This window comes from Kitasatospora sp. NPDC096140, assembly GCF_040303045.1.
Lineage (GTDB): Bacteria > Actinomycetota > Actinomycetes > Streptomycetales > Streptomycetaceae > Kitasatospora.
On record NZ_JBEOUW010000004.1, the window covers coordinates 277,752 to 301,021 of the forward strand.

At 74.2% G+C, this 23,270-nt stretch carries 18 protein-coding genes; 11 read left to right on the forward strand and 7 right to left on the reverse strand.

Annotated features, from left to right (window positions below):
- Positions 1–81: 81 nt before the first annotated feature.
- The 5 genes from ssuE (at position 82) to ABT048_RS06025 (ending at position 7,797) form a co-directional block, all read left to right on the forward strand.
- Positions 82–639: an NADPH-dependent FMN reductase gene (gene ssuE, locus ABT048_RS06005; protein WP_350520064.1), complete on the forward strand. Its 558-nt coding sequence runs from the start codon at positions 82–84 to the stop codon at positions 637–639.
- 353 nt (positions 640–992) lie between these two features.
- Entirely contained in the window at positions 993–1,781 is a 789-nt protein-coding gene (locus ABT048_RS06010; protein ID WP_350520065.1) for an ABC transporter ATP-binding protein, read from the forward strand.
- 18 nt (positions 1,782–1,799) lie between these two features.
- Complete coding sequence (locus ABT048_RS06015; RefSeq protein ID WP_350520066.1) at positions 1,800–4,367, forward strand: ABC transporter permease; 2,568 nt, start codon at positions 1,800–1,802, stop codon at positions 4,365–4,367.
- Positions 4,368–4,535: 168 nt separating this feature from the next.
- The gene (locus tag ABT048_RS06020) at positions 4,536–6,575 is read left to right on the forward strand and encodes a hypothetical protein (protein ID WP_350520067.1); all 2,040 of its coding nucleotides are present in this window, start codon (positions 4,536–4,538) and stop codon (positions 6,573–6,575) included.
- 181 nt (positions 6,576–6,756) lie between these two features.
- Complete coding sequence (locus tag ABT048_RS06025; RefSeq protein ID WP_350520068.1) at positions 6,757–7,797, forward strand: glycosyltransferase family 2 protein; 1,041 nt, start codon at positions 6,757–6,759, stop codon at positions 7,795–7,797.
- Positions 7,798–7,955: 158 nt separating this feature from the next.
- Here ABT048_RS06025 and ABT048_RS06030 read toward each other — a convergent pair whose 3' ends face one another.
- The 3 genes from ABT048_RS06030 to ABT048_RS06040 form a co-directional block, all read right to left on the reverse strand.
- A complete protein-coding gene (locus tag ABT048_RS06030) occupies positions 7,956–9,533 on the reverse strand; it encodes an LCP family protein (protein WP_350520069.1) in 1,578 nt (525 codons plus the stop codon).
- A 224-nt stretch (positions 9,534–9,757) separates the two neighbouring features.
- Positions 9,758–11,107: an LCP family protein gene (locus tag ABT048_RS06035; RefSeq protein WP_350520070.1), complete on the reverse strand. Its 1,350-nt coding sequence runs from the start codon at positions 11,105–11,107 to the stop codon at positions 9,758–9,760.
- A gap of 37 nt (positions 11,108–11,144) precedes the next feature.
- Positions 11,145–11,936, reverse strand: a complete 792-nt coding sequence (locus tag ABT048_RS06040) for a TIGR03089 family protein (protein WP_350520071.1) — start codon at positions 11,934–11,936, stop codon at positions 11,145–11,147.
- Positions 11,937–12,051: 115 nt separating this feature from the next.
- On the opposite strand from ABT048_RS06040, the gene ABT048_RS06045 reads away from it, so the two are divergent.
- Complete coding sequence (locus tag ABT048_RS06045) at positions 12,052–13,200, forward strand: peptidoglycan recognition protein family protein (RefSeq protein WP_350520072.1); 1,149 nt, start codon at positions 12,052–12,054, stop codon at positions 13,198–13,200.
- Positions 13,201–13,237: 37 nt separating this feature from the next.
- Here the strand turns inward: ABT048_RS06045 and ABT048_RS06050 are convergent, their stop codons facing one another.
- The gene (locus tag ABT048_RS06050) at positions 13,238–13,729 is read right to left on the reverse strand and encodes an SgcJ/EcaC family oxidoreductase (RefSeq protein ID WP_350520073.1); all 492 of its coding nucleotides are present in this window, start codon (positions 13,727–13,729) and stop codon (positions 13,238–13,240) included.
- On the opposite strand from ABT048_RS06050, the gene ABT048_RS06055 reads away from it, so the two are divergent.
- From ABT048_RS06055 to ABT048_RS06065, 3 genes are read left to right on the forward strand one after another with little or no spacing between them, the layout of a single operon-like run.
- Positions 13,728–14,708 (forward strand): DNA-3-methyladenine glycosylase family protein, encoded by a 981-nt coding sequence (locus ABT048_RS06055; RefSeq protein WP_502893971.1) that lies wholly within the window; start codon positions 13,728–13,730, stop codon positions 14,706–14,708. The genes ABT048_RS06050 and ABT048_RS06055 overlap by 2 nt on opposite strands.
- A gap of 46 nt (positions 14,709–14,754) precedes the next feature.
- Positions 14,755–15,027, forward strand: a complete 273-nt coding sequence (locus ABT048_RS06060) for a type II toxin-antitoxin system Phd/YefM family antitoxin (protein WP_350520074.1) — start codon at positions 14,755–14,757, stop codon at positions 15,025–15,027.
- Positions 15,024–15,293, forward strand: coding sequence for a type II toxin-antitoxin system RelE family toxin (locus ABT048_RS06065; RefSeq protein WP_350520075.1), 270 nt, complete (start codon positions 15,024–15,026; stop codon positions 15,291–15,293). The genes ABT048_RS06060 and ABT048_RS06065 overlap by 4 nt, the downstream gene beginning before the upstream one ends.
- Before the next feature lie 5 nt (positions 15,294–15,298).
- On the opposite strand, the gene ABT048_RS06070 is transcribed toward ABT048_RS06065, so the two are convergent.
- Genes ABT048_RS06070 through ABT048_RS06080 form a run of 3 tightly spaced genes read right to left on the reverse strand, consistent with a single transcriptional unit; the run spans position 15,299 to position 18,225 of the window.
- A complete protein-coding gene (locus tag ABT048_RS06070; protein WP_350520076.1) occupies positions 15,299–16,597 on the reverse strand; it encodes a coenzyme F420-0:L-glutamate ligase in 1,299 nt (432 codons plus the stop codon).
- Positions 16,594–17,553 (reverse strand): 2-phospho-L-lactate transferase, encoded by a 960-nt coding sequence (cofD, locus tag ABT048_RS06075; protein ID WP_350520077.1) that lies wholly within the window; start codon positions 17,551–17,553, stop codon positions 16,594–16,596. Before cofD ends, ABT048_RS06070 begins: the two co-directional genes overlap by 4 nt.
- A gap of 30 nt (positions 17,554–17,583) precedes the next feature.
- Positions 17,584–18,225 carry a cysteine dioxygenase gene (locus ABT048_RS06080; RefSeq protein WP_350520078.1) on the reverse strand — a complete coding sequence of 214 codons (642 nt, stop codon included), beginning with the start codon at positions 18,223–18,225 and terminating at the stop codon, positions 17,584–17,586.
- Positions 18,226–18,848: 623 nt separating this feature from the next.
- On the opposite strand from ABT048_RS06080, the gene ABT048_RS06085 reads away from it, so the two are divergent.
- Positions 18,849–19,121 carry a WhiB family transcriptional regulator gene (locus ABT048_RS06085; RefSeq protein ID WP_030062195.1) on the forward strand — a complete coding sequence of 91 codons (273 nt, stop codon included), beginning with the start codon at positions 18,849–18,851 and terminating at the stop codon, positions 19,119–19,121.
- 285 nt (positions 19,122–19,406) lie between these two features.
- Positions 19,407–23,270 carry a glycosyltransferase gene (locus ABT048_RS06090; RefSeq protein ID WP_350520079.1) on the forward strand — a complete coding sequence of 1,288 codons (3,864 nt, stop codon included), beginning with the start codon at positions 19,407–19,409 and terminating at the stop codon, positions 23,268–23,270.

Below are 23,270 nucleotides of genomic sequence, written 5' to 3' on the forward strand. Positions count from 1 at the left end.
CCGGGCCCCACCCCGGTGACCCCGCCGCAGCGCCTCCCCCCGCTGCGCAGCGCCGCCCCGCTTCCAGCCAGAGGTGAACCCATGGCCGTCGTCCTGTCCGTTTCCGGCTCCCCGTCCGCCACCTCCCGCACCACCCGCCTGCTGCGCCACGTCGACGCGCGGCTCGCGGACCGCGGCCACCACGTCGTCCCCTTCGAGGCCCGCAGCCTGCCCGCGCACGCGCTGCTGTCGGGCGACTTCGACCACCCCGAGATCGTCGCGGTCACCGAGCTGTTCGCCCGTGCCGACGGCGTGGTGATCGGCACCCCCGTCTACAAGGCCGCCTACTCCGGGCTGCTGAAGGCCCTGCTGGACGTGCTCCCGCAGTACGCGCTCGCGGACAAGGCCGTCCTGCCGCTGGCCACCGGCGGCTCGCCCGCGCACGTCCTCGCGGTGGACTACGCGCTGCGTCCGGTGCTCAGCTCGATGGGCGCCGGCCACATCACCCAGGGCTGGTTCGTGCTCGACCGCCACATCACCGCCGGGGAGGACGGCTCGACCCTGCTGGAGCGCGAGAGCCGGATCCTGCTGGAGCCGGTCGTCGAGGGCTTCGCCACGGCCCTGGAACGACTGGCCGCACCGGTGCTGACCGGCTGCTGACCGGCTGCTGACCGGCTGCTGACCGGCCGGGCGACCGTCGCCGCGGCCCGTACGGGGCGTCCCCGAGACGGGCCGCGGTGACCCCTAGGGGGAGGCGCGCCGTGCCCCGTAGAACCTTGGTTGAGGCGCTTCATTCCGTCGGATGACGAGCCGTCCGCCGTCCACTCCTAACGTGGTTCACACATCCCCACCCGCCGGGAAGCGGCCCGGAAACGTCGGGTCCGGCAGCCAGGTCCACCGGGAAGGTGGGGCTTACTCCCGGTCGAGGACTACGGCCTGCCCCATGTCGTGAGGCGGGCGGGCCCGTGAGGCTGGGGCCAACGGGTGAGCGCACCTTCCACGAGGAGACTCCAGTGACGACGGCAGCAGCAGCCGTGTACGACCCCCAGCTTCCCGGCGGAGCCTCCGCCGTCGCCGCATCGGCACGTCAGGTCACCAAGGCGTACGGCTCGGGCGAGACCAAGGTCACCGCGCTCGACGCGGTCGACGTCGACATCCAGCGCGGCCGGTTCACCGCGATCATGGGCCCCTCGGGCTCCGGCAAGTCCACCCTGATGCACTGCCTGGCCGGGCTCGACACGGTCAGCGGCGGACGGATCTGGATCGGCGACACCGAGATCACCGGCCTCAAGGACAAGCAGCTGACCAGACTGCGCCGCGACAAGATCGGCTTCATCTTCCAGGCGTTCAACCTCCTGCCGACCCTGAACGCGCTGGAGAACATCACGCTCCCGATGGACATCGCCGGCCGCCGGCCCGACCAGGCCTGGCTGGACCAGGTGGTGGAGACCGTCGGCCTGGCCGGCCGGCTCAAGCACCGCCCGACCCAGCTCTCCGGCGGCCAGCAGCAGCGCGTCGCGGTGGCCCGCGCGCTGGCCGCCCGCCCCGAGATCATCTTCGGTGACGAGCCCACCGGGAACCTGGACTCCCGGGCCGGCGCCGAGGTGCTGACCTTCCTGCGCCGCTCGGTGGACGAGCTGGGCCAGACCATGGTGATGGTCACCCACGACCCGGTCGCCGCCGGCTACGCGGACCGCGTGCTCTTCCTCGCCGACGGCGTGATCGTCGACGAGATGCACGCGCCCACCGCCGACTCCGTCCTCGAACGCATGCGCCGTTTCGACGGCAAGCGCACCAGCTGAGCGGCGGGCCACACCACCATGCTGCTCAAGACCTCCCTGCGGAGCTTCTTCGCCCACAAGGGCCGGATGGCTCTCTCGCTCATCGCCGTCGTGCTGTCGGTGGCCTTCGTCTCCGGCACCCTCGTCTTCTCCGACACTGCCACCAGCACCTTCGACAGGCTCTTCGCCGCGACCGCCTCCGACGTGTCCGTCCAGCCGCCCAAGCCGGCCGAGGACGAGGAGCAGCAGGCCGCCGTCAAGCCGCCGACCGTCCCGGCCGCGCTCGCCGACCGGATCGCCGCGGTGCCGGGCGTGAAGAAGGCCGTCGGCCGGGTCATGGTCCAGAACGCGATCCTGGTCGACCCGGCCACCAACAAGCTGGTCGGCCCGACCAGCGGCGCGCCCACCATGCTCGGCAACTGGACCGAGACCCCGCGCAACCCCGTCACCATCACCTCCGGCCACGCGCCGCAGGGCCCCGGCGAACTGGTGCTGGACGCGGACACCGCGAAGAAGGCCAAGCTCGGCCTCGGCGACAAGGTCCGGGTCGAGAACTCCGGCGGCAAGCACGACTTCACCATCGCCGGCATCGCCACCTTCACCACCACCAACCCGGGCGCGGCGCTGGGCTTCCTGGACACCCCGACCGCCCAGCAGGTGCTGATCGGCGAGCCCGCCTACACCTCGATCGACGCCTTCGGCGACGGCAGCCGCAGCAACGACCAGCTCAAGGCGGACGCGGCGGCCAGGATCGGCGGCGGCTACCAGGTCAAGACCGCGGCCGAACAGAAGGACGAGAACACCAAGCAGGTCGGCAGCGGACTCGACTTCATGAAGTACGCGATGCTCGGCTTCGCCTTCGTCTCGGCGATCGTCGGCGGCTTCCTCATCATCAACACCTTCTCGATGCTGGTCGCCCAGCGGACCCGGGAGATCGGCCTGCTGCGCGCCATCGGCGGCAGCCGCTCGCAGGTCAACCGCTCGGTGCTGGTCGAGGCGCTGATCCTGGGCGTGCTCGGCTCGACCCTCGGGGTCGCGGCGGGCCTGGGCGTCGCGGTCGGCCTGATCAAGCTGATGAACGCGATCGGCATGGACCTCAAGGCGGCCGACCTGCAGATCGGGCCGGACGTCTTCGTCGCCGGCTACGCGCTCGGCATCGTGGTCCCCCTGGTCGCCGCCTGGTTCCCGGCGCGCCGGGCGAGCCGGATCTCGCCGATGGCCGCCCTGCGCGACCACGGCACCCCGGCCGAGGGCCGCGCCAACCTGGTCCGTACGGTCGTCGGCCTGCTGCTGACGGCGGGCGGCGGCGCCCTGCTGGTGCTCGGCGCGCAGTCGGAGAAGGCGGCCACCGGCGGCCGGTACCTGGGCCTGGGCGTGCTGCTGACCCTGGTCGGCTCCGTGGTGCTCGGCCCGCTGCTGGCCTCGGCGATCGTCCGGGTGCTGGGTGCGGTGCTGCCGGCCGTGTTCGGCCCGTCCGGGAAGCTGGCCCAGCGCAACGCGATGCGCAACCCGCGCCGCACCGGCGCCACGGCCGCCGCACTGATGATCGGCCTGGCGCTGGTGATCGCCTCCTCGGTGTTCAGCTCCTCGGCGGTCACCTCGGCCAATGCGCAGATCGACAAGTCGGTGGGCGTGGACTACATCATCCAGGGCGGCCGCACCGAGGTCACCCCCGAGATGCTGGACATCGTGCGCCGGACCCCGGGCATCGACCACGTCACCACCCAGAAGTCCTTTATGTCGAAGGTCCGGCTGCCGGACGGCGGGCAGGCGAAGAGCGACCTGACCGCGGTGCCGTCCGCCTTCTTCGGCACCGACTTCCGGCCCACCGTCAGGACCGGTGCGGTGGACTCGATCGCCCGCGGCTCGCTCGGGATCGGCGAGGCCTTCGCCAAGGACCACAACCTGAAGGTCGGCGACCGGGTGACCGTCGACTACGGCAAGGGCCGCACCCAGGAGCTGCCGGTCGGCGCGGTCTTCGCCAAGGGCGAGCTGTTCGGCGACGGCTCCTTCGTGGCCATGGACACCATGGCCCGGGTGGTCCCGGCCGCCGAGCAGCCGCCGGTGTGGACCTTCTTCGCCAAGGCCGCCCCCGGCGCCGACGTCGCCAGGACGCTGGCCGCCCTGCAGGACGGGCTCAAGGAGTACCCGCAGCTGGTCGTCAAGGACCAGGCCGGTTACAAGGAGCTGGTGCAGTCCCAGGTGAACACCCTGCTGTACCTGATCTACGGGCTGGTCGCCCTCTCGATCACGGTCGCCGTGCTCGGCGTGGTCAACACCCTGGCGCTGTCGGTGGTCGAGCGGACCCGGGAGATCGGCCTGCTGCGGGCGATCGGGCTCTCCCGCCGCCAGCTGCGCCGGATGATCAGGCTGGAGTCCGTGGTGATCGCGGTGTTCGGTGCCGTCCTCGGCACCGGGCTGGGCCTCGCCTGGGGCGTCACCGTCCAGGGGGTCCTGCGGGACCAGGGCCTCGGGACGCTCTCCGTCCCGGCCGTCACGATCGCGATCACCCTGGTCTCCTCGGTGGTGATCGGTCTGGTCGCGGCCCTCGTCCCGGCCTTCCGGGCCGGACGGATGAACGTCCTCGCCGCCATCGCGACGGACTGATCCGGCGCCGGGGGGCGTCGGAGCAGGAGCGAGGACAGGGGCCGGGTGCGCGCAGCACCCGGCCCCTGCGGCATGCGGAGGCGGGCCGTCCCCCGGGCCGTCGGGAGCCTGTTGCGAGCGGTGCCCCTGACGCCGGTTCGGCCTCCATACGGCTGAGATGATCGTCCGATGTTCCCCTCGGACGCTCCGCCGCTGCCCAGCGCCGCGCCCCTCACCGCCGCGGCCGCCGCCCGCTGGCGCGCCGCCCGTACGGCCTGGCGGCTGGACGGCCGCTGGCTCGCGCTGCTGCCGCTCGCGTTCGCCGTGCTGGCCACCGCCGTGGAGCCGAGTGCCGCCCGGTGCAACGCCGCGGGCGTCTGCCGGGACACCTGGGGTTCGGCCCTGGCCGGCTGGTCGGTCCTGGCCGAGGTGGTCCTGCTGGCGACCAGGATCCGGGCCCGGGCGCTCGTCCCGCCCGTCGTCCTGGCCCTGCTCTGGTACCTGCCGGACGGCTTGGTCACCCCGCTCGCCCGCTGGTCGGCGGTGCTGCTCCACGTGCTGCTCACCGCCGTCCTGCTGGGCGCCGAGGCCGGCCGCCGCCGCGCCCGCCAGCAACTGGACGAGCTGATGGCGCCGCCCGTCCCCTTCCCGTGGACGGCCGCGGGGGCGCCCTCGCCCGTCCACCGCGACGGACCGTCCGTGCGGCGCCGGGTCCTCGGCGTCCTGCTGCTCGTCGTCGCCGCGGCCTTCCCGCTGTACGGGCTCTGGGCGCAGGCCCGGACGGACGCCGCCGCCGAGCAGGCCGCCCGGGTGACCGGCACCGCGGGTACCGCCGACCGGGACGGCGTCCTGACCGTCCGCTTCCAGCCGCCCGACGGCGGACCCGAGCGCACCGCAGCCCTCGACGTCTGGTGGCAGCGGCGGCCGCAGCCCGGCGAGCCCGTCCCGCTGCTGGTGGACGGCGACTACGTGCGCGCCCTGGGCGACGACTACGACCTCTCCGGCCAGCTGAGCGCCGGCGGCCTGATCGCCCTGCCCGGCCTGGTGCTGCTCGGCTCCGCCGCCGTCGCCGCCGCCCGCCGCGACCGTCCGGCCTTCGAGGGCTCCGCCCCCGCGCTCGCCGTGCGGGTGCGCGCCGACGCCCGCGGCGACCTGCTGGTGCAACCGCTGGACGGGCCGCCGGACGGCCCCGGCCTCTGGCGGCTGGTCGAGCGCGACCGCTACCGCTGGGCCGGCGGCGGCGCGCCGGACGGGGAGGGCCCGGCCTGGGTGCCCGAGTACCTGCCGACCGGCGACGAGGACGCCGACTACCCCGACCCGCTGGCCCACCCCGACCCGGACGACCCGGACGGCTTCGACGACGACCCGGACGACGTCGACGCCCTGCTGGGCGAGGACGACGAGGAGTTCCACGACCGCGCGACCCCCGCCCAGGCCGCCGCCCGGCTGGCCCACGCCGGCCGCAGCGTGCCCGCCGTGCTGTACCGCGGCCCGGACGGAACCGACCACCAACTCCTCGTCCGGCCGGGCCTGTTGGACGGTGACCCGTACTGGGTGGCGGCGGTGGCCGACCCCGCCGCCCGGGCCCCGCGGTTCAGCCGGCTCACCGAGCGCTACCGCGGGCGCGAACTCGCCGTCGCCGCGCTGACCGCCGAGACCGTGGCCGCCGCCCCCGCGGCCGGACCGGACGCCGAGCCGGTGGCCGCCCGCCGCTGGGAGATGCCCGCGCCGCTGCGGGCGGCGGCCGGGCCGCTGGCCGCGCTGCTGGTCGCGGCCGCCGTGGTGCTGCTGGACGACGACGGCTGGTGGGAGAACCTGGTGCGGCCGCTCTGGATCGGCTCCCTGGCGATCCTCGCCTGCGCCCAGACGCTGTCCTGGCAGATCGTGGCCGACCGCAACGGCCTGCGGGTGGCCACCGCACTGCGCACCCGCAGCTTCCGGTGGGCGGAGATCAGCGCCGCGGCGGTGCACCGGAACCTGCTCACCATCCGGCTGTGCGGCGGGCGGGAGTTCTCCTTCGCCAGCCGCCCCGCGGTCTGGCTGGCCGGCCTCTTCGGCGACCGGTACGACCCGGAGGCGCTGGCCCGCACGGTGGCCACCGCCGCCCACCGGCCCGACCTGCGCCCGGACCGCGCGCTGCCGGACCGCCTCGGCGGCCCCCAGCACCTGGTGAACCGGATCGCGCTGGCCGGCTACGCGGTGTTCACCGTCGCCCACTACGCGCTCTGAAGCGGCACCGGCCGGCACCGGATCCGCACCGGACCGGCACCGCGCCACCCCGGCGGGGAACCGCTCCGACCGGGGAGTGCGGTGTTCTCGATCACAGTGCCGGTGCCGCGCCGCGAGGTGCGCGCGGCCGCCCGGACCGGGACGAGACGGGGGCGCGTCCGCACCGGTACGGTGGGCCCCGATGAACACCAAGGCTGCTGAGGAGCTGCCGGCTGTCTCCGTGATCATGCCGGTGCTCAACGAGGAACGTCACCTGCGCACGGCCGTCCGGCGCATCCTGGACCAGGAGTACCCGGGGCCGATCGAGGTGGTGATCGCCCTCGGTCCGTCCGGCGACCGCACCGACGAGATCGCCGCCGAGCTGGTGGCCGAGGACCCGCGGGTGCGGACGGTGGCGAACCCCACCGGCCGGACGCCCGCCGGACTGAACGCCGCGATCCGGGGCTCCCGCCATCCGATAGTGGTGCGCGTGGACGGCCACGGCCTGCTCACCCCCGGCTACATCGCGACCGCCGTCCGGCTGCTGGGCGAGATGGACGCGGCGAACGTCGGCGGCATCATGCACGCCGAGGGCGAGACCGAGTGGGAGCACGCGGTCGCCGCCGCGATGACCTCCAAGCTCGGCGTCGGCAACGCCGCCTTCCACACCGGTGGCCTGGCCGGCCCGGCGGACACCGTCTACCTCGGCGTGTTCCGGCGCGAGGTGCTGGAGAAGCTCGGCGGCTACAACGAGGAGTTCATCCGCGCCCAGGACTGGGAGCTGAACTACCGGATCCGCCAGGACGGCGGCCTGATCTGGTTCACCCCGCAGCTCAAGGTGACGTACCGGCCCCGGCCCTCGGTGCGGGCGCTGTCCAAGCAGTACAAGGACTACGGCCGTTGGCGCCGGGTGGTCACCCGCTACCACCGCGGCTCGGTCAACCTGCGCTACCTCGCCCCGCCGGCCGCGCTCCTGGCGGTCACCCTCGGACTGGTGCTCGGCGCGGCCGTCCACCCGGCCTTCCTCGCGGTGCCCGGCGCCTACCTGCTGGGCATCGTCGGCGGTGCCGTGACCGAGGGCCGCGGCCTGTCCTTCAAGGCCAGGACGATGCTGCCGGTGGCCTTCGCGACCATGCACCTCAGCTGGGGCTTCGGCTTCCTCACCTCGCCGCGCTCGCTGGCGCGCCGGGTGATCGCCAGCGTGGATCCGTCCGCGAAGGACGTGCTCTCCAAGACCGGCTGACGCCCCGCGAGGACCGGGCCGCTCCGCGAGGGCCGCTCCGCGAGAACGCCCCAGGCCCGGCCGTCGACCAACGGGCCGTCATCCGCTCCGGATGACGGCCCGGCAGCTTTCCCCGGCCTGCGGGGCGGACGGCCCCGTGCCGGTCCGCCCGCAGCGGCCTACTTGGCGCAGGCGTCGGTGTCGTCCGCCTGCACCCGCTGGAGGTCCTCGGGCGCCGCGGTCGGCGCCGCCGCCGGGCCGGCGGGCGCGGCGAGGAAGTCCTTGCCGAGCACCAGCAGCAGTCCGGCCTTCGGGTCCGCCTTCGCAGCCGGCTTGACGGCGTCGCCCGGCAGCCCGAGGGCGGCGGCCAGGGCGCCGGCCGCGGCCTCCTGACCGGGCTGGTAGGACACCGTGGTGGTCTCGGCGACGGGGGCGTCACTGCCGACCGCGGCCTTGGCGAAGCCCTTCGCCTGGAGCTTGTCCACGGTCGGCCCGGACTGCCCGCGCTTCCCGCTGCCGTTGCGGACCGTCACCTGGACGGCCTTGGTGTCCACCGCCGGGGCGGTGGCGGCGGGCGTCGTGGGCGCCGCGCCGTCGGGCGCGGCCGGGGCGGCGGTCTCGGTGAGCGAGCGGTCGGCCGCGACCATCGCGAAGAGCTGCCCGGCGTCCGGCTGCTTGAAGATCACCCGGTCCTTGTCCTGGGGGTCCTCCAGGACCGGAACGGTGGCGAAGGTGATGTTCTTGGTGTCGACCTTGCTGATGTCCAGCGCGAGGTCCTTGAGCTTGTCCACGCTGCCGATGCCGGAGTCCACGGTCAGCGCCTTGGTGGCGGCGTCCGCGAGCTTGTAGAGCTTGGTCGGGCTGGTCAGGGTGTCATCGCTCTTGATCTTGCGGATCATCGAGCTGATGAACTGCTGCTGCAGGGGGATCCGGCTGAGGTCGCCGCCGAAGCCGACCGCGTGCCGGGTGCGGACGAAGGCCAGCGCCTCCTCGCCCTGGACGACGTGCCGACCCTTGGTCATCTTCAGGTGGGAGCCCGAGTCGTTGATGTCCTTGGCCGCGCAGACCTCGACCCCGCCGACGGCGGTGGAGAGGGTCTTCACCGCCTCGAAGTTGACCTGCACGAAGTGGTCGACCCGGATCCCGGTGTTCTTCTCGACGGTCTTCCAGGTGCAGCCCGCGTCCCGCCCGCCCTGGCCGAGGCTGTTGTTGAACTCGTTCCGCTGCGAGCCCGGGACCTTCTTGCCCTGGGCGTTCTGGCAGTCCGGGATCGGCACCATCAGGTCGCGCGGGAGGCTGATCACGGTCGCGTTGGAGCGGTCCTTGGAGATGTGGAACAGCAGCGTGGTGTCGGCGTGCCCGACGCTGCCCTCGTCGCCGTACGCGCGTCCGAGGCCCTCCCGGCTGTCGGTGCCGATCACCAGGATGTTCAGCGCCTCCCCGGCGGCCTTGGGGCGCTCGGCCTCGTCGCCCAGCTGGACCTTGACCGAGGTCAGGTTGCTGTTGAAGTGCCGGTACAGGTAGTACGCCCCGCCGCAGCCCGCGACCATCACCAGGGCCCCGGCGCCGGCGGTCCACTTGAGCGCCCGGCGGCGGCGCTGCCGCTTGGCGAGGGCGGCCGCCCGTCGCCGGCTGTCCCGACGGCTCTCACCGGCCGGTGCCTCGGGCGCCTCGGCTGCCCGGCGGCGGCGCTGCCGGGGGACACCGGGCGCCGGGTCCACCCGGTACCGGCCGGTTTCCGGTTGCTCCTCGTGCACGGGGTTCCCTACGTTCGACCGGTCACGGCTCCGGCCCGCCCGTAGTGACGGGCCGATCCGGACACAGTAGACGAGCCGAATGGGGGAATCGTTCCTGGTGTGATCTGCATCATGTTTGAACAAAGCGGAGGTAAATTACGTTCACCTGTCCGCATTTGGCGGTCACACCGGCGCCGACCTGCGGCGTGGCGGAGTCCGGCCGTACCCGGCCCCGCGCGGCCCGCTCAGTGCTGTGCGCAGGCGTCCACGTCGGCGGTGCGTCCCTCGAAGGTGGGCGAGGCGCCCGCCGAGGGTGACGCGGTGGCCGTGGCTGCCGCCGTGGTCGTCGCTCCGGCCGCCTCGCCGGAGTCCGCGCCCGGGCTCGCGTTCGCTCCGGTGGTCCGCGCCGCGCTCGGCCCCGGACTCGCCCCGGCGCTCGACCCCGAGCCGGCCCCGGCGCCCGCCCTCGTGCTCGCTCCCGACGACGGCGCCGACCCGGGCGGCCGGACGGTGACGGGCCGGTCGTCGCGCAGCGCCGTGAACAGCTGGCCGGTCTGCGGCTGCACGAACTCGTCCCGGTCCGAGTCGTAGCGGTAGGGGCGGCGCGGCGCGGTCAGGAAGACCACGTTCGCCGACGGGATGCCGCGCAGGTCCTGGGTGAGGTCGTACAGCGCCCCGAGCGAGGACAGCCCGCCGTCCGCCCGGACCGAGGAGGTCGCCGCGTCCAGCACCGGCCACAGCCGGGTCGGGTTCAGCAGCACCCCCTGGGACTCCACCTTGCGGATCAGCGCGGCCAGGAACTGCTGCTGACGGCCCATCCGCTGGGTGTCGCTGCCGTCCCCCAGGCTCTCCCGGGCCCGGACGTAGCCGAGCGCCTGCTCGCCGTGCAGGGTCTGCCGGCCGGCGGGCAGGTCGAGCTTGGCGTCCTTGTCGTGGATCGGCTGCGGCACGCAGACCTCGACGCCGCCGATCGCGTTCACGATCGTCTTGAAGCCGCTGAAGTCGAGGATCACGTAGTGGTCGATCCGGATCCCGCTCAGCTGCTCGACGGTGCGGATCGAGCAGGCCGGGCCGCCCGTCTCGAAGGCCCGGTTGAACTGCATCAGCACGGGCTTGCTGCGGGTGCCGTCCGGCTGCTCGCAGGCGGGGACGGAGACCATGACGTCGCGCGGGACGGAGACCGCCGTCGCGTGCTTCCGGTCGGCGGCCAGGTGCAGCAGGATCGTGGTGTCGGAGCGCTCGGTGCCGGCCTGGCCGCCGTAGGAGCCGTTCGAGCCGGAGCGGTCGTCGCTGCCGATCAGCAGGATGTTCTCGGCGCCCCGCGCGCCGACGGTGCGGCTCGGCCGTTCGGCCTCCAGCTTGGCGAGCAGCCGGTCGGTGGTCGAGTCGGTCCGGATGTTGCCGTCCAGCTTGCGGTAGGCGATCCAGAGCAGCACCCCACTGGCGACCAGCAGGAACGCGACGACGCCGGCGGTGATCATCAGCCACCGCCGGCGCCTGCGCGGGCGTCCGGTCCCGTTCGGGGGAGCGTCCTCGGGGAACGCGTCCGTCGGGGGAGTGTCGGTCGGGGGGTGCTCGGTGTCGTCCTCGGCCATGGCAGGCATCCCTACCCGCCCGGCCGGGGCCCGTGGGTCATCCGAGGCGCAGTGTCACCCGTTCGGATTCGATCCGCTTCTCCCACTGCTCGGCGCCCAGTGCCTGGGAGTTGCGGCACAGCACCACCGAGGCGCCGGCCGCCAGCGGCGCCAGCAGGCCGGCCTCCAGGCCCGCCCAGTCGTCGTACGAGAGCGTGGACAGGACCCGGTCGCCGGGCTTCAGGCCGAGGCGGACCGCCCCCTCCCGGGCCAGCGCGACGGTCTGCTCGCCCGTCAGCTTCAGCGGCAGCCCGTCGACCTCCGTCTCCAGGGCCTGGCCGTCCGGGGCGACGGGGGAGTACGGCGCGAAGCGGTCGCCCTGGCCGGGCACCTCGGCGGCGTAGTCGAGGAAGCCGTCCGGGCGCTGCGGGAAGCGTCCGCCGAGCGGGCGCAGGGCGAGCGCCACCCGCTCGCCCTCGCAGGCATGGGCGGCCTCCAGGCCGTCCGGGCCGCTGACCACCAGGTCCGCGGTGGCCGGGGCGCCGCCCGGCACCGCCGCCACGCCGACCGACCAGCAGGCGAGCAGCCAGACGGCGCTCTGCCAGTGGGCGGGCAGCAACAGTGCCGCCCGGTCGCCCGGGCCGGCGTTCAACTCGTCCTGCAGGAGGTTGGCCGTCTTGGCCACCCAGTTGTCGAAGGTCCGGGCGGACAGCTCCACCCGTTCGCCGGTGGCGTCGTCGTAGAAGGTGACCAGCGGGGCCGCGGGATCGACGGAAGGGGTGCCGCCGCGCAGGAATGCGTGCAGCAGCTCGACGGGGGTGCGGGCATCGGCAGCGAAAGGCGCAGTCATGGTGCGCCCCAGCCTACGGCCTTCGAGTGGGAGGTCGGGAGGGGTGGCGGGTGGCACGCGCGAGCGGCGTACGCTGACGTGGCGACAGTAGCGAATTGTCGTCAATATCCGTTTTATGCGTATCTCACTTCTCGCCGGCGCGGCCACGAGCTGCGTCGCCGTCCTGCTGCTCCAGTCGACCGCCGTCTCCACCGCCGTCGCCGACCCGGCACCCGCCGAACAGACCTCCGCCGGCGGCGGAACCGTGACGAGCATGTCGCTGACCGCCGCCGAACACACCGTCACCCAACGCGCCACCAAGCCCTTCTCGCTCATCGGGGTGAGCTGGGACGACCCCCGGCAGTCCCTCGCGGGCACCTCGATCCGGGTCCGCACCCACCGCGTCTCCACCGGCGCCTGGACCGCCTGGCGTCCGCTCGCCGTCGAGAACGAGGACGCCCCCGACGAACGGGACGGCCGCTCCGGCATCCGCGGCTCCACGGCACCGCTGTGGACCGGCCCCAGCGACGGCGTGGCCATCGAGGTCACCCCCGGACCGAAGGGGCTGCCCGCCGGGCTCCGCGTCGAACTGGTCGACCCGGGCAGGGGCGCCGCCTCCGCGTCCGCCGTGCGCGTCCTCCCGGCCGAGACCGCGGCCGCCCGGACACCGCAGGACCACGAGGCGCCGCGCCCGGGCATCGTCACCCGGGCGGGCTGGGGGGCCGACGAGTCGCTGCGCGAGACGGGCTTCGTCTACACCGGGACGGTCAAGGCGGTCTTCGTCCACCACACCGACACCGCCACCGACTACGCGTGCAGCGACGCACCGCAGATGATCCGCGCGATCTACCAGTACCACGTGCAGAGCAACGGGTGGCGGGACATCGGCTACAACTTCCTGGTCGACCGCTGCGGCACCATCTACGAGGGCCGCGCCGGCGGCGTCTCGCAGCCCGTCCTCGGCGCGCACACCCTCGGCTTCAACAGCGACTCGGCCGGCGTCGCCGCGCTCGGCACCTTCACCACCGAGGGCCCGCCGCAGGAGATCGTGGACGGCATCAGCAAGATCGCGGCCTGGAAGCTCGGCCTGACCGGCCAGGACGCGGCCGGCCACACCAACCTGACCTCCGGCTCCTCGCAGAGCCGCTACCCCAAGGGCACGGTCGTCTCCTTCGACACCGTCTCCGGACACCGGGACGCCTTCGCCACCGAGTGCCCCGGCGACGGCCTCTACGCCCGGCTCGACGACATCCGCTCCTGGGCCGCGCACCTCCAGGGCCGCTGAGCCCCCGTCGGCACCCCCTCGGTCGGACCGGACGCCGCTACCCCGGCTCCGGTCCCGGCCCGACCAGCGCCCGCAGCTCCTCCGTCAGCCCCGCGGCCAGATCCGGCCGGAGGTCGAACCGCGCCGGGGTGTTCTGCAGCAGCGCGATCCGCCACCCCGCCCCCGCGTTCACCGCGATCACCGTCTGCACCGCGTTCAGCCCCGGGTCCAGCTCCCCGGCGCCGTCCGGCACCATCCCGGCGGCGGCCTCCAGGTGCGCCACCCCCGGCGCCAGCGCCCGCACCCGCCGCACAGTGGCCACGTACCGGGGCGTCGCGTGGTCCGCGAAGATCCGCCCCAGCTCGGCGGCGATCACCGACCGTCCCCGGTGCCCGCTCCCGTCGAAGCCGATCACCTGCCCGTCCACCGCGAACGGCCCGGCGAAGGCCGCGCCGTCCCGTCGGTTCCACCCCTCCAGCATCCGGCGATACAGCCCCCGCACCGCGATCTCGTCCCCGGAGGGCAGCTCCGGCAGCCGCGTATCGTTCATGTACCCATGGTCGACGACGGCGGCGCAGGAGGCGACGGCAGTGACGGGCGGGACGGACGGCACCGGCGGTGGCTCGGCGCGGCGCTGGCGGCCGGGCTTCCCGCTGGACACGGCCCGGACCCTGCTGCCGCTGCGCCGCGGTCCCGCCGACCCGTCGTACCGGACCGCCGGGGACGGCGCGGTGTGGCGCGCCTCCCGCACCCCGGCGGGCGTCGGCACCCTGCGGGTGCTGCCGCACCCCGCCGCGGGCGAGATCGAGGCGACCGCCTGGGGCCCCGGCGCGGACTGGCTGCTCGACCGGCTGCCCGCGCTGCTGGGCGCGGAGGACACGCCGGAGGCGCTGGTGCTGCCGCCCGGTCCGCTGCGTGACGCCCAGCGCCGTACGGCCGGGGTGCGGCTGACCCGGACCGGCCTGGTGCTGGAGTCCCTCGTCCCGGCGATCCTGGAGCAGAAGGTCACCACCGACGAGGCCTACCGCGCCTGGCGCACCCTGCTGCGGGACTTCGGCACCCCGGCGCCGGGCCCGGCCGAGGGGATGCGGGTGGCGCCGTCGGCCCGCGAGTGGGCGATGGTGCCGAGCTGGGAGTGGCACCGGGCGGGCGTGGACCCGAAGCGGTCCGCGACCGTCATGCGGGCCGTCCGGCTGGCGCCGCGCCTGGAGGAGGCCTCCGCGATGGGCCACGAGGAGGCGTTCGCCCGCCTCACCGCCGTCCCGGGCATCGGCGTCTGGACGGCGGCCGAGACCCTGCAGCGCAGCAACGGGGACCCGGACGCGGTCTCGGTCGGCGACTTCCACCTGCCCAACCTGGTCGGCTGGGCCCTGGCCGGCCGCCCCCGCAGCGACGACGCCCAGATGCTCGCCCTCCTGGAGCCCTACCGCCCGCACCGCCACCGCGTCTGCCGCCTCCTGCTGGCCACCGGCACGCGGGCCCCCCGCTACGGCCCCCGCCTCACCCCCAACGACCACCGCCACCGCTGACGCCAAGCGCACACCCGGTGTACGCACCCGTGTGTACGCTTGAGTCATGACTGACGCCATGAGCATCCGGGAACTGCGCGCGCACCTCGCCGAGGTGGTCACTCAGGCCGAGGCCGGCGAGATCACCGTGATCACTCGCAAGGGCGAGCGAGTGGGAGCGATCGTGCCGATCGAGATCCTCGACGCCATAGAGGAGGCGGAGGACGAGATCCTTGCCCGTGAGGCGGAGAAGCACCGGAACGAACCCACCGTGAGCATGGCCGAACTCCTGGCGGACCTCTTCGCGGACCCGCCGGGGGCCGTCGGGAGCGCCGCGTGAAGTACGCGTTCCGGTTCACCGCGCACGCCCGGAGGCAGCTGCGCGGCATCGGACAGGTCGATGCCATGCAGATTCTTGCCGCGCTCACCCGGCTCGGCGACGACCCGTATGCAGACGGCCCGGACGTCAAGAAGCTGACGGGCCACGCGGGGCTCTACCGCCTCCGCGTGGGCGCCTACCGCGTGGCGTACGAGATCCATGACGACGTGCTGGTGATCCTCGTCGTGAAGGTGGGCAACCGTCGCGAGATCTATCGCGGCCTCTGACCTCCCTACCGCACCTCGACGAAGGCGTCGGCGCTGCGCTCCGGGCGCAGGCGCGGGGGTTCGGCGGGGCGGCCGACGGCGACGGCGCCCATCGGGTCCCAGCCGGCCGGCAGGTCCAGGGCGGTGCGGACGGTGTCGCGGCAGAACATGGTGGACGAGACCCAGGCGGAGCCGTAGCCCTCGCCGGTGAGGGCGACCAGCAGGTTCTGCACGGCGGCGCCGGCGGCGACGGTGAACATCTCCCGTTCGGCGGCGGCGCGCCGGGCGTCGGGGTAGTCGTGCGAGCCCTCCATCACCAGGCAGGGCACCACCAGGTACGGCGCGTCGCGCAGGACGTCGCCGCGCGCGGTGCGGCGGGCGATCCTGGCGTCGTCCCAGCCGTCGAGTTCGCGCAGGTCGCGCTGCCAGGCGGCGAGCATCGCGTCGAGCAGCCGGGTACGGGTGTCGGGCGACTCCAGCAGCACGAACCGCCAGGGCGTGGTGTGGTGCGGAGCGGGCGCGGTGACGGCGGCCGCGACGGCGCGGCGGACGGCGGCCGGGTCGACGGGTTCGGCGGTGAAGGAGCGGACGGTGCGCCGCAGGGTGACGGCCTGCCGCAGCGCCTCGGAGGTGCCGAGCCGGAACATGTCGTCCGTGGAGGGCCGGACGAGCGGCCGGACGCCGTCGCCGTCCTCGGCGGTGACCAGGTGCCCGAGTCCGCGGACGACCGCCACGGGGACTCCGGTGGCCTTCCCCTTCACCAGGTCGGCGGCGGCGGCGAGCTCGTCGGCCGTCGCGGTGACGGTCATCTCCAGTTCGTTGCCGTGGCTGTCGGTGCGCCCGCGGTGGTCCTCCAGCACGGAGAGCCCGGCGGCGCCGATCGCGACGTCGGTGAGTCCGTTGCGCCAGGGCCGGCCGAAGGTGTCGGTGACGAGGACGGCGAGCCGGCGGCCGGTGAGCTGCTGCAGCCGGGCCCGCAGCGCGCGGGCCGAGGCGTCCGGGTCCTCGGGCAGCAGCAGCACGGTGCCGGGGGCGGTGTTGGAGGCGTCGACCCCGGCGGCGGCCATGACGAAGCCGTTGCGGTTCTCGACGATCCGGATCGGTCCGCGCCGGGCCACCAGCCGGACGGTCTCGGCGTCGATCGCGGCCTCGCGGTCGGCGTCGTGCTGCAGCCGGCCCTCGGCCTTGCTGACGATCTTCGAGGTGACCAGCAGGATGTCGCCGTCGAGGTACGTGCCGGCCTTGGCGATGAGCGCGGCCAGGTCGGCGCCGGCGTCGACCTCCGGGATCCCCTCGATCCCCAGGATCCGCAGCGGCTCGGTCACTTGCGGACCTGCTCCGCCAGCGCCAGCGCCGCCCGCGCCATCTCGGCGGTGGCCTCGACGTCGGTCATCAGCAGCGGGACGGCCCGGCAGGCGATCCCGGCGCCCTCGACCGCGGCCACCGACGCCTCGTCGGCGGTGTCGACCAGCCAGCCGTCGATGAGCGCGGAGCCGTAGTCCAGTGCGACCGCCTCGGCCGTGGCCTCGACGCCGACGGCGGCGAGCACCTTGTCGGCCATGCCCCGCACCGGCGCCCCGCCGATGATCGGCGAGAGCCCGACGACCGGTGCCGCGGCGGCGACGACGGCCTCCCGGATGCCGGGGACGGCGAGGATGGTGCCGATCGAGACGACCGGGTTGGACGGCGGGAAGAGGATGACGTCGGCCTCGGCGAGCGCCTCCAGCACGCCGGGCGCGGGCTTGGCGGCGTCCGCGCCGACGGGGATGATCGCCTCGGCGTCCACGGCGGCGTGCAGCTTGACCCAGTACTCCTGGAAGTGGATCGCCCGGGTGCCCTGCTCGTCGGTGATCCGCACGTGGGTCTCGACCCGGTCGTCGCTCATCGGCAGCAGCCGCACGCCGGGCTTCCAACGGACGCAGAGCGCCTCGGTCACCTGGCTGAGGCTGTACCCGGCGGTGAGCATCTGGCTGCGGACGAGGTGGGTGGCGAAGTCGCGGTCGCCGAGCCCGAACCACTCGGGGCCGACGCCGTACTCCTTCATCTCGGCCTTGATCGACCAGGTCTCGTCGGTCCGGCCCCAGCCCTGCTCCTCGTGGATGCCGCCGCCGAGGGTGTACATCACGGTGTCGAGGTCGGGGCAGACCTTGAGGCCGTAGAGGTGGATGTCGTCGCCGGTGTTGCCGATGACGGTGATCTCGTCCTGCGGTCCGACCGCCGCGAGGAGTCCGCGCAGGAAGCGCGCTCCGCCGATTCCGCCTGCCAGTGCCACGATGCGCATGGGGTCATCCTGCCACGGTCCGACCGTCCGTCAGCCGTGCGCTCGATGCGTTCCGGCCTGCGCCTGGTGCTCGGCGTGCTGCTCGGGGACGGCGTGGGCGCCGTACTGGTTCATCTCGGTGAGGCCCGGCGTGTAGAGGTGGATCGAAACGGCGGGTTCGAGCGCGCCGTTGACCACCTCGTGCAGGTAGCCGGACGAGAACACCCTCTGCCCGCCGGGCTTCAGGGTGCGGGCGCCCTCGCCGGCGTGCGTGAGGGAGCGCTCGATGAGCTCGCCCCGGACGACGGTCATCACGCCGGAGGAGTCGCCGTGGTCGTGGAAGCCGCTGCTCTGGCCGGGCAGCCAGCTGAGCAGCCAGACCTCGTAGCCGGGGCCGGTCTCCAGCCGGGCGTACCAGCGGGTCAGCGCGTCGTAGCGGACCAGGGGCTCCCAGCGGGCGCGGTCGGCGGCGATCTCGCGGACCAGCCGGGCGTACTCGGCCACGGTGGTGGGGTGGGCCGGCAGGTCGGTGCGGGCCAGGTGCGGGAAGGCGAGCGGGTCGCCGGCGATGGAGACGTCGCTCAGGCCGTCGTGCCAACGGCCGGTACGGGCGGTGGTGGCGGTACGCGCGAGGCCCAGGCGGGCGAGCTTGTTGCGGTCGCGGTTCCGCTTGCGGATGCGGATCATGCGCACGGGAGTCGTCCTCGGAGGAGTCGGCTGGTTCGTCGGGATCAGCCGGATCCGGGATGTCCTGGGGCGGGATTCGCGGGCGGCCTCTGTGCTTCCTGGGGGCGGCGCGCGGTGGGACGCGGGCGCCTAGATACAGCAGGAACAGAGGCGACAACAAGAGTTCACGGCACGGCGAAGCGTGGAACCGCTCCGGGGGCTGGCGAACTCTGACATAGGAGCAAGGACACCGCATCCACGCGGGCGGTGTCAAACCGAATCGTGCGGCATTCGAGTGGGTTCGGCCCGGATCTTTCCCTGATGGGGTGATTCATCACTCTCTATGTTTCGATGGGAAGATCGCCGGGAAGGCAGGCCGATGACCGGCCTGTGGCGGTGACGGAGCGTCACCTGGCGAATGGTTGCGGACGGTTCGGCGCTGTTCAGGGCCTTGAAGCAGAAGGTCCGTTGTGTCCGGATATGTACACTATTCGTAACGGCTTGGTGCCGGGGAGTGAATCCTGGCCCCAATACCAGAGCTCGGCTTGACTGGGCCAGAGTGACGCAACTGTAATTTCACTCGTGTCGTCAGCCGCACGAGGCAACGGCAACCACGGGGACGCCAAGTAGGGGCAGAGGAGGCGCGCCACATGAGCGAGCTCTTTGAGCTGTTGATCGGGGACGGCATCGCGGAGGACGAGGAGGAACTCGGTTGGCAGGAGCGCGCGTTGTGCGCCCAGACCGACCCCGAGTCCTTCTTCCCCGAGAAGGGCGGCTCGACCCGCGAGGCCAAGAAGGTCTGCCTCGCCTGCGAGGTCCGCTCGGAGTGCCTGGAGTACGCCCTCGCCAATGACGAGCGCTTCGGCATCTGGGGCGGCCTGTCCGAGCGCGAGCGCCGTCGGCTCAAGAAGAGCGCGGTCTGAGGGGGCGGGCCCCCGCCGCCGCTGATCCTTCGACAGCGGCGGACGACCGCACGGCTGTACGGGCGCCTCACCGTGGTGGTGGGGCGCTTTCGCGTTCCCGGCCCCCTTCGCGCGGGCTCCGTCCCGGTCCCCGTCGCCCCTCCTCCTCGGTCTCCCCGGCGGTCGCCTTCACCGTCCCCGCACCGGCACCCCGCACGAACCGTCCACCGGGAGCCGTTAGTGTGGTGCGCCATCCGGTTGCCGTTCACCGGCTGTGTCCACCGAGAACTGGGGCCCGCGCACTCGATGACCGTCTACAGCCACCAGAGCGGCCTCACCGCTTCCAGGCCGCCCGCCTATCCGCGCCACCTGGTCACCGCGGTGATCGTCTCGCACGACGGCGCCCGCTGGCTCCCGCAGGCACTGGCCGGCCTGCTCGGGCAGGACCGCCAGGTCCAGCGCGTCCTCGCGGTCGACACCGGCTCCACCGACGACTCCCCGCGGCTGCTCGCCGACACCCTCGCCGACTGGCTCCCCGAGAGCGGCCCGATCGTCCTCGGCCGCAGGGCCGGTTTCGGCACCGCCGTCGCCGAGGCCGTCTTCAACAGCCCGCCGCTGCGCCCCGAGGACCTGCCCTACCGGCTCGACCCCTCCGGCTACGACCCGGTCACCGGCGGCTGGGACGACTTCGGCGACCCGCTCGCCCAGGAGGACGACCTCGGCCGCGGCGGCCCGCGCGAGACCCAGCCGATCGAGTGGCTCTGGCTGCTGCACGACGACTGCGAGCCGCAGACCGACGCGCTGCGCCGCCTGCTCCAGGTCGCCGACTCCACCCCCAGCGCCGCCGTCGTCGGCCCCAAGCTGCGCAGCTGGTACGACCGCCGCCAGCTGCTCGAAGTCGGCGTGACGATCGCCCGCTCCGGGCGCCGCTGGACCGGCCTCGACCGTCGCGAGCAGGACCAGGGCCAGCACGACCAGGTCCGTCCGGTGCTCGCCGTCTCCAGCGCCGGCATGCTGGTGCGCCGGGACGTCTTCGAGGAGCTCGGCGGCTTCGACAAGGCCCTCCCGCTGATGCGGGACGACACCGACTTCTGCTGGCGGGTCAACGCCGCCGGCCACCGCGTCGTGATCGCCCCCGACGCCGTGCTGCGGCACGCCGAGGCCGCCGGCCGCGAGCGCCGCGCCATCGACTGCGCCTCCTCCCACCCGCACCGGGTGGACAAGGCCGGCGCCGTCTACACCCTGCTCGCCAACTGCCGGGGCGCACTGTTCCCCTACGTCCTGCTGCGGCTGGTGCTCGGCACCCTGCTGCGGGCCGTCACCAACCTGCTCGGTAAGGACCCGCGCCAGGCGGTCGACGAACTGGCCGGTCTCGGCCACGAACTCGTCCGCTTCCCACGGCTGTTGGCCGCGCGCAAACGCCGCTCCCGGACCAGGGCGGCGGACGCCCTGGACGACCGCACGCTCTTCCCCGCGCCCGGCGCCACCACCCGGCTGGCCGTCGAGGGCGTCATCAGCTCGCTCGGGATAGGCGGCAGCGACGACACCGGCAGCCGGCACGGCTCGGTCGAGGCCGGCGGCGACGACGACTCCGAGGACCTGGTCGTCGAGCAGTTCGCGCTGGTCAAGAAGCTCGCCCGGCGCCCGGCGCCGGTGCTGTTCGCGGCCCTGCTGGTGTTCGCCCTGGTCGCCTGCCGCGGCCTGCTCGGCAGCGGAGAGCTGTTCGGCGGCGCCCTGCTGCCCGCCTCCGACGGCGCGGGCGGCCTCTGGTCGATGTACGCGGACGCCTGGCACCCGGTCGGCACCGGCTCCACCGCCGCCGCTCCGCCGTACCTCGGCGTGCTCGCGGTGTTCTCCTGGCTGCTGTTCGGCCACGCCGACCTCGCGCTCACCGTGCTCGTCGTGCTCACCGTCCCGCTGTCCGCGGTCAGCGCCTACCTGGTGTCCCGCCCGCTGCTGGACTCCAAGCTGGTCCGCGCCTGGGCCAGCGCCACCTACGCGCTGCTGCCCGCCGCGACCGGCGCACTCGCCCAGGGCCGGATCGGCACCGCCGTCCTCGCCGTGCTGCTGCCGCCGCTGGCTCGCGCCGCCGCGATCGCGGCCGGCCTCGGCATCCGGGACGAGAGCGCCGCCAAGGGCGCCCGCCCGGGCTGGCGGCCGGTCTGGATGGCCGTCCTGCTGCTCACCCTGGCCACCGCCTTCGTCCCGCTGACCTGGGCGCTCGCCGTCCCGCTCTGCCTGGCGATGCTCGTCGCCGCGGTGCTGCGCGGCGGGGCCTTCGGCTCCGGCGGTACGGCGCTGCGGCTGCTCGGCCTGCGCGTCCTGGTGATCCTCGCCGTCCCGGTCGGCGTGCTGGCCCCGTGGTCGCTCAAGGTGCTGTCGCACCCCCAGTCGCTGCTGCTGGAGGCCGGGCTGCCCGGCCTGCACGGCACCGGCGCGAGCGCGGCCGGCCTGCTGCTGGTCAACCCGGGCGGCGCCGGCGTGCCGCCGATCTGGCTGTCGGCGGGTGTCGTCCTCGCCGCGCTCGCCGCGCTGCTGCGCGCCGACCGCCGCCGCGCGGTGCTCGCCGCCTGGGGCGCGGCCGGCGCCGGCCTGGTCTTCGCGGTCGTGGTGGCGGGCACCTCCGTCACCCCGGCCTCCGGCGGCCCGGCGGTGCCCGCCTGGGCCGGCCCGGCCACCCTGGTCGCCGGGATCGCCCTGCTGGCCGCGGCCGCGATCGGCGCCGACGGCGCCAACGCCCGCGTCGCCGGGATCGCCTTCGGCTGGCGCCAGCCGGTGGCCGCCCTGGTGGTGGCCGCGGCCGTGCTGGCGCCGCTGGGCACCGGCCTGTGGTGGGCGCTGACCGGCGCCGGCAAGCCGCTGAACCGCGCCGCGGTCGGCCAGGTGCCCGCCTTCATCGCGGAGGAGGCCGGCACCACCGACCGGTCCCGCACGCTCGTCGTCACCGGCGAGAAGGGCGGCGGCGCCGTCCGCTACACCGTGCTGCGCGGCGCCGGCCTGACGCTCGGCCAGGCCGAGTCCACCGTCGACCCGGCGACCGGCACCCAGGACGGCCTGAACCGGATGGTCGGCAGCCTGCTGGCCGGCTCCGGCGCCGACCAGGCCGGCGCCCTGGCCGGCTACGGCATCGCCTACGTGCTGGTCGAGCAGCCGGTGATTGACGCCTTCAAGGACGTCCTGGACGCCACGCCCGGCCTGGTCAAGGCCAACCAGGACAACGGCACGGCGCTCTGGCAGGTCAACGGCGCCCCCGCGGTCCGCGCCGTGATCACCGCCCCGGGCGCCACCCCGGTGGTCGTCCCCGCCGGGACCCGCGACCTCGCGGCCACCGTCCCGGCCGGCCCGGACGGCCGGGTGCTGCGCCTCGCCGAGTCCGCCGCACCCGAGTGGAAGGCCACCCTGGACGGCACCGCGCTGGAGTCCACCACGGTCGACGGCTGGGCACAGGGCTTCAAGCTCCCGGCCGGCGGCGGCAAGCTCACCGTCACCCGGGAGGGCAGCCTCGCCCACACCGGCTGGATCTGGGCCCAGGTGCTGCTCGGTCTGACCATCCTGGTGCTGGCCCTGCCCGGGCGCCGCAACCACAACGACGACGACCTGCCCGAGGAGGTGGTGGCCGCCGCCGCGCTGGCCGCCGCCGCCCAGGCGCAGGCCCCCGCCCCCGGCAGCCGCCGGGCCCGCCGGATGGCCGAGCGGGGCGAGGGCGGCGAACCCGGCGCCGACGACACCGGGGTGTACGAGGGCCGGCCGGGCGCGATCCCGGCGCAGCCGGCCGCCGAACCGGTGACCGAGGCGGTCCAGGCGGCCGCCGCCGTCCAGGAGGCCGAGCCGTACACCGACCCGTACCAGACGTACCAGCAGGCCGACCCGTACAGCTACGACCAGTACGCGGCCCAGCCGCCGGTGTCCGCGCCGTACGGCGGCCAGGGCTACGAGACCCAGGGGTACGACGGCCAGGGCTACGACGGCCACGGGCAGCAGGCCTACCCCCAGCAGGGCTACGAGCAGCCGTACGGGTCGGAGCAGCAGTACGGCTACGACGCGTACGGGCAGCCGGACCACCGGCAGCCCTGGCAGCCGGGGCAGCCGCCGTCCGAGCAGCCCTACTACGACCCGAACGACCCCAACGGCACCGGCCGGTACCCGCACCAGCCCGGATCGGGGAGCTGA